We start from the raw sequence: 6,263 nt of genomic DNA, 5'->3' as shown, positions 1-6,263 counted from the left end.
GCCTTACACCCTGTATTCTAACAGGAGGTACTTTTTTGTTCAAAACTCTTTTTTGTTCGTTACAGGAATGCTCCTTACATCAATAGAATAGCAGAAAACAAATCGGCCTATCCGACAATTCATGCACAGTTATGCAGGGGTCAAATATAAACGCAGTTTGAATACAAATTATTCTGCATTAATACTCAATTAAATTGCCGCCCACCTAAAGGTGAAGCGGCAATAAGTTGTACATGGTAAAGGTAACAATCTTCTTAATGAGCTTTAAAAGAGGACAAGGACTCTTGTACAACTGTTGAAAGTTGGTTTTCTGGCTGGTCATATGGATTTACCCATTTCTTCTGAATCATATAGTTCATGATTCCCTCATGTCCTGTCAGGCTTTGGGAACAATATCCTGCCAAAAAAGCACGAGCCTCAGGGGTAGTTGCTGTTAAGGCTGCCGAAAAATAGGCTTGTGCCGTGGCGGCTGCACCGTATGTAGAGTTATAGGCAATAATTTTATCAGCAGATTCACCCGTGCTTCCGGAAAAAATTGATCCTATCAGTGAAGCCATTACTGTACCTCCCCACTTACTTGAGTTTGGTTTTCAAGTCCATATCCGGCTGTAATTTTGTTTTCCACCACGAATTGTTGTAACCCTGCAACCCTGGCCTGCGTTGCTGCAATCCCCGCCTGTGTCATGGTTTTTAGCTGCTCATCAGATATTGCCATCAAACTAGCTTGAGCTACCGTTAGAGCGTTGGTTTCCATCTCTAGAAGTTTTGCTAACGACAATACTTCTACGGGAGTTAGTTGGCGCACGTGAATTCCTCCTTGTAATTTATTCAGGATATTTTATATCTTTCCTAAAACCTAAATAAATATAACTCAAAATGTCACCCAAGGACATCAGCGTATTTTCTTTAATCTGCCGGTGCAACCAACGGTACAGTACAAATAGATGGTAAAATTGTACATTTTCAGTAATGAATTGTATTGTTAGTGGGAATGCTCATTACATGTTTAAAAATTGCTGTGTGTAACATCCCCATAACAATATGCAGCAACTGCCGGTTTGAATATAGCGAATTAATTTACGCAGTTTGCCGCAGTTTAAACTGTCCTGTATACCAGGCTGCGGCATATCTCTGTGTATAATTTCTTGCGCTGCATTCAAAGCCGCCTGATACTTTTTCTGGGTTAAGCTGCCAGAGTTGTTTTGCCCAACAGTAAGCGATGTACGTTCGCTCCTGTGTATAGATTTTAATCCGCTGTCTTTCATAAAATCCGCCCCTTTGTTTATTTATAAATGGATGTAGTTGTAGTATAATCATTATTAACATTAAAAAAAAATATTAAATATCAATAATTTCATATATTCTATATATAGATAAGGGGATTTATTAGACATGGAACTTCGGCAGTTAAAATATTTCCAACTGGTTTGCCAATTAGGTAGTATAACGAACGCAGCCGAACAAGCTCACATTGCCCAGCCTGCAATGTCAATTGCAATTCAGAAGCTGGAAGAAGAGCTGGGAGTACAACTATTAGACCGCAGCCAGAAGAAAATTAAAGTGACTTCTGCAGGTTGCGTTTTTTTTAAGCGAGTGGGAGACATTCTGACCAGAGTAGAGAATTCCGTTCTGGAGATGAAAGATTACGGCAGCTTTCACCGGGAGAATCTGCGTATAGGAATACCGCCTATGCTGGGAGCAATGTTATTTCCTTATATATTTAGCAAATTTCAAAAAGAACACCCTTATTTGTATATTACCGTTATTGAAGAAGGGTCTCTGACTATTGCCGGCATGCTCGAAAAAGGAGAGCTTGATATTGGCATTATAATTATTTCGAATTTGTCGTCTCAGTTAGATACGATATCTATTACGACAAGTGAAGTATTTGTCTGCTTACCTATAGGTCATCCCCTTACCCAACTCTCACGCATTCCACTACAAGAACTTAGGGGCGAGCAATTTCTTTTATTTAAAGAAGATACCTTTTCCCATCAACTTGTTGTTGAAGAATGTACGAAGAACCAGTTCTCGCCTCGTATAGTTGTTTCGTCCAGCCAGATAGAAACAATAATAGGTTTAGTCGAGCAGGGAGTTGGGATTACCTTTTTACTTGAACCTATTGCCAGAAAACATTCTAATGTTGCCAGCCTTCCTTTGGCCAATTCACTATCCGTTACAGCAGGGCTTGCCTGGAACAAAAATCGTTATTTATCGAACGCTACACAGGCATTTATCAGCGCAATACAGAATTTCTCCGTGTAATTTAAAGGGTAGAAAACAGACATTTCTCAAAAACATTTGACTCTCTAGGTACTGGAGGGTTTATATTTTATCTAAAAAGGATAAGTCAATTTATTTTTGTGTTGGTGACAGAATGAAGAATATGTATGCAATTGGTGATATGTCAAAAATTCATAATGTGCCTATTAGAACTTTACGTTATTATGATAAGATTGGGTTATTCAAGCCTATTTTCGTAGATAAAGGAACCGGATACAGGTATTATTCAACAGAGCAGTTTGAACAGTTGAACATTATCAAGTATTTGAAATTTCTGGGACTTCCGCTTAAGCAAATACAAAAGCATTTAGCGTCAAGGGATGCTCAACATTTTTTAGATCTGCTAAAAAAGCAACGGGCAATTACAGAAAAAACTATATTAGAGCTACAGCTAATTTGTTCCCAGTTTTCCAGCCGGATTGATGAAATAGAGAAAGCATTACATGTAGACGAGCTGGAACAACCAATACTGCGCTATATTCCCCGGCGAAATATCGTTAGTATAGACGAGCCGGTCAGTTCGGAAGCGGAATGGGAGCTTGTCCTAAGCAAACTACAGCGGCAACTTAGTGGAATTCCATCTCTATTTATTGGTAAAGTAGGATTCACTGTGTCTCTGAATAATTTACTGAATAAAAAATTTGATGAATATAGTTCGGTATTTATACTACAGGACGAAGCGATGATAGCATCCGAGTCTGCCAAATATCTTAATAGAGGTATGTATGCCTGTATATTTTTTCGTGGCAATCATGACATAGCTCCTGCGTACTATGAGCGGTTGCTGCAATTTATCAATAGCCACGGCTACGAGGTCAATGGAGATTCTATTGAGCGTATCATAATTGACGACTATATATCTAATAATAAGGAATTACATCTTACAGAGATTCAAATACCGGTATATGTACACGATACTGTTTTTAAGGATTAACGCAATGGTTATAAATAAACTCCTGAATTGTTGAGAGAGAGGGGATCTGAAATATGGATTTTATAGTAGCAAAAGAAGTGTATGAAAAATTAAATACAGTTTGTTTCGGTATTGTTGTTGCAAAAGGGTTGAACAATCAAGGGGTTAATTATGAAGTTGAACAGTTGTTGAGCGACAGTGTAGATTTCATTAAAAGTAAGTTTCAGACGGGAAAGATAAAAGAGGCATTAGAATTATCACCATACCGGGAAGCTTTTACCAGGCTTGGCATTAATCCCAATAAATATATGAGTTCTATTGAAGCCATGGGTTCCAGAATTATTAAAAGTGGTTCTTTTCCCAAGATAAACCCGTTGGTCGACCTGGGAAATGCGATATCACTCAAATATTTGGTACCGTTGGGGGCTCATGATTTGGATGCGGCAAATGGGGATATTCAACTAAGGATGTCCAAAAACGGGGATACTTTTGTACCGTTTGGTTCGGCGGAGACAGAATTACTGACTCCGGGCGAATGCATTTACTCTGCCGGAGAAGTAGTTAAAACAAGACGATGGATTTGGCGGCAAAGTGAACACGGTAAAGTTACTGATAAAACGAGGAATGTTTTCTTTCCAATTGACGGCTTTCAAGATCAGAACTATAAGAGTATCATTGCAGCAAGAGATGAATTAGCAGAACAGCTACACCGTATATTTTCCTGTGAAGTAAAGGTAGGTATAGTAGACCAGGACAATCAATCCTTTAGGCTGAATTAATTTTATAATATATTTCAAAGAAGATATAATTCAGTAAATTTGCTAAATATAAAGTATATGCGGCTAATCCCGGTCGTGACAATGTTTTAGGTTTGGATGACAATCTAGTAGTATGTTGGTTAGAATAATTGTATTGTCCCTGAGCGCTAGGTGAATAATAGCCAGAGAAACCTTAAGCAATTGGGAGTGAATGAAAGCATGAAAGCAGTTGTATATCACAAGCCGTATAGTCTTACACTGGAAGATGTACCAGATCCTGAACTACAAGATTCACGGGAAATACTTGTGCGTGTAACCTCCACTGCGATCTGCGGGTCGGACTTACACATATATCACGGTCTCCAACCTATGTTACATGATGGCGTCATTCCGGGTCACGAGTTCATGGGGGTTGTCGAAGAAGTAGGAAAAGATGTGAAACGGTGGAAAAGGGGCGATAGAGTTTTGGTTCCATTCCCTATTGCCTGTGGCGAGTGCATCATGTGTAATGCTAAATTGTGGAGTCATTGCGAGAGGTCAAATGAAAACGGCGAATTGGCTGCGGCATTTGGACATGGAGGCGCATATGGAAATTTCCAAGGAGGGCAAGCTGAGTTTGTGCGTGTTCCCTATGCCGATGTTAGTCCAATGTTAGTGCCAGATGATTTAACCGATGAACAAGCCCTGTTTGTTACCGATATATTACCTACAGCATATTGGATAGTCGATGTTGCAGGAGTAAAACCCGGGGATTCGGTAGCTGTATTTGGTTGCGGGCCGGTTGGTATCCTTGCTCAGCGGTGTGCAATTTTCAAAGGAGCGCGGCGTGTTTATGCAGTGGATCAAGTTCCATATCGTCTTGAATATGCACGTAAATTAAACCCGGGAGTTTAAACCATAAACTTTCGTGATCATGATGATCCCGGAGAAGTCATTCGAGAATTAACAGACGGTCGTGGTGTGGATGTAGCAATTGATGCTGTTGGTTTTGAAGCAGAACCAACCGATTCAGTGGTTGCTGCCATGGTGGGCATGAAAAGAATTGGGATTCCACCATTACCTGGTACACGTCCAGAAGATCAACCGGCAGTTGCTTCTGTATCTGCAATTAATTGGGAAGTAAAGGCATTACGCCACGGTGGCAGTCTTGGTTTGGCCGGAGTATATGGTGCCAAGGCAGATGGGTTTCCCATAGGTGATATTTTTGCAAAAGGGATTACAATTAATTGTGGGCAAGCTTTAGTACAAAACTATACTCATCATTTGCTGCAATTAATTCAGCAAGGCCAACTTCGCGCTGATGACATAATTACACACCAGTTATCTTTAGATGATGCGATGACCGGGTATGAAAAGTTCGGACGCCGAATTGATAATTGTCTTAAAGTGGTCATGCATCCACAGCATTGATAATGAAGGTTACCGCCCTGATAGCCGTCTACCAAGTAGGCGGCTTTATTTATTAAATATAATGAGCCCTAATTCAATTGAATTAGGGCTCATCAGAAACGTTTATCAAGAGATTGATGGGGCTTGCTTTACCTATTGTTTCATACCGGTATCAGGAGTTTGGAATGAGGGGGGCTGTGGATTATTTACATCGAAATACTTCCCGGGAGTAGAAAGATCAAAGTACAGGCGGGCGTTTTCATCTACTCCCCAATTTTGCGTAGAGCCTGTGTCTTGAATTCGGTTAAATGCTTGCCGGAATAAGGTATTATGGGCTTCTTCCCTATTGAGAAGAAAATCTATTGTTTCCCTAACATATTTGTCTGCAATCTGTCTATGAAGATATTCATAAACGACTTTAGCACGCTGCTCGGCGGCTATATTTGAAAGTAAATCTGCTGCTAGATCACCTGTTACATTAACATAAGCAGCAGTCCATAAATAACCGGAAGCGTTAGTCAGTGAGGGATTAAGGCCAGTTAATACATGGCTTTCAATTTGTCCGGCATCTACACCCATGGCATTTAGGTCATGTCCGTTCAACAAATTAATAGTAGTAGCTACCATTTCCATGTGACTTAATTCTTCAGAGGCTATATCCATAAATAAATCTTTAATTGCAGGATCTTTAATGCGGAAGCTTTGGGCCATATATTGCAGAGCTGCTTTCATTTCTCCCTGAGGGCCACCCAACTGCTCTGTTAACATAGCAGCATAAGTAGGATTAGCTCTTTCAACTTTGACTTCTTGCAATAGCTGCTTTTCATGTCTAAACAAAACTACTCCTCCTTCAATAATCTTAAAGAATCTCTTTAATTCTCAGTTTTACATAGCATTTCACATATTTAAGACTCGTCTTT

9 protein-coding genes are annotated in these 6,263 nt (G+C 39.9%); 5 read left to right on the top strand and 4 right to left on the bottom strand.

All coding sequences use genetic code 11. From position 1 onward, the window contains the following. Positions 1-254 precede the first annotated feature (254 nt). The 3 genes from GT1_RS21635 to GT1_RS21625 all read right to left on the bottom strand — a co-directional run bounded on the left by GT1_RS21635 (position 255) and on the right by GT1_RS21625 (position 1,265). On the bottom strand, positions 255-557 hold the full coding sequence (locus tag GT1_RS21635; RefSeq protein WP_188400460.1) for a spore coat protein: 303 nt from the start codon (positions 555-557) through the stop codon (positions 255-257). Continuing rightward, complete coding sequence (locus GT1_RS21630) at positions 557-805, bottom strand: hypothetical protein (RefSeq protein WP_188400459.1); 249 nt, start codon at positions 803-805, stop codon at positions 557-559. Before GT1_RS21630 ends, GT1_RS21635 begins: the two co-directional genes overlap by 1 nt. Before the next feature lie 193 nt (positions 806-998). Next, a complete protein-coding gene (locus GT1_RS21625; RefSeq protein ID WP_188400458.1) occupies positions 999-1,265 on the bottom strand; it encodes a hypothetical protein in 267 nt (88 codons plus the stop codon). 127 nt (positions 1,266-1,392) lie between these two features. On the opposite strand from GT1_RS21625, the gene GT1_RS21620 reads away from it, so the two are divergent. The 5 genes from GT1_RS21620 (at position 1,393) to GT1_RS22445 (ending at position 5,364) form a co-directional block, all read left to right on the top strand. After that, entirely contained in the window at positions 1,393-2,265 is an 873-nt protein-coding gene (locus GT1_RS21620; protein WP_188400457.1) for a LysR family transcriptional regulator, read from the top strand. 121 nt (positions 2,266-2,386) lie between these two features. Further along, on the top strand, positions 2,387-3,217 hold the full coding sequence (locus GT1_RS21615) for a MerR family transcriptional regulator (protein WP_223226440.1): 831 nt from the start codon (positions 2,387-2,389) through the stop codon (positions 3,215-3,217). Positions 3,218-3,270: 53 nt separating this feature from the next. Further along, positions 3,271-3,975, top strand: coding sequence for a B3/4 domain-containing protein (locus GT1_RS21610; protein ID WP_188400455.1), 705 nt, complete (start codon positions 3,271-3,273; stop codon positions 3,973-3,975). A gap of 198 nt (positions 3,976-4,173) precedes the next feature. Further along, positions 4,174-4,848 (top strand): alcohol dehydrogenase catalytic domain-containing protein, encoded by a 675-nt coding sequence (locus GT1_RS22450; RefSeq protein ID WP_223226439.1) that lies wholly within the window; start codon positions 4,174-4,176, stop codon positions 4,846-4,848. A gap of 66 nt (positions 4,849-4,914) precedes the next feature. After that, complete coding sequence (locus GT1_RS22445) at positions 4,915-5,364, top strand: hypothetical protein (RefSeq protein ID WP_223226438.1); 450 nt, start codon at positions 4,915-4,917, stop codon at positions 5,362-5,364. A gap of 132 nt (positions 5,365-5,496) precedes the next feature. Here the strand turns inward: GT1_RS22445 and GT1_RS21600 are convergent, their stop codons facing one another. Beyond that, positions 5,497-6,180, bottom strand: a complete 684-nt coding sequence (locus GT1_RS21600) for a manganese catalase family protein (RefSeq protein ID WP_188400454.1) — start codon at positions 6,178-6,180, stop codon at positions 5,497-5,499. Positions 6,181-6,263: the final 83 nt, after the last annotated feature.

This window comes from Sporomusa sp. GT1, from assembly GCF_014634905.1.
Classification (GTDB): Bacteria; Bacillota; Negativicutes; order Sporomusales; family Sporomusaceae; genus Sporomusa; species Sporomusa sphaeroides.
The sequence above is the reverse complement of the archived record's forward strand: the minus strand, read 5'-3'. Positions and strand labels throughout refer to the sequence as shown.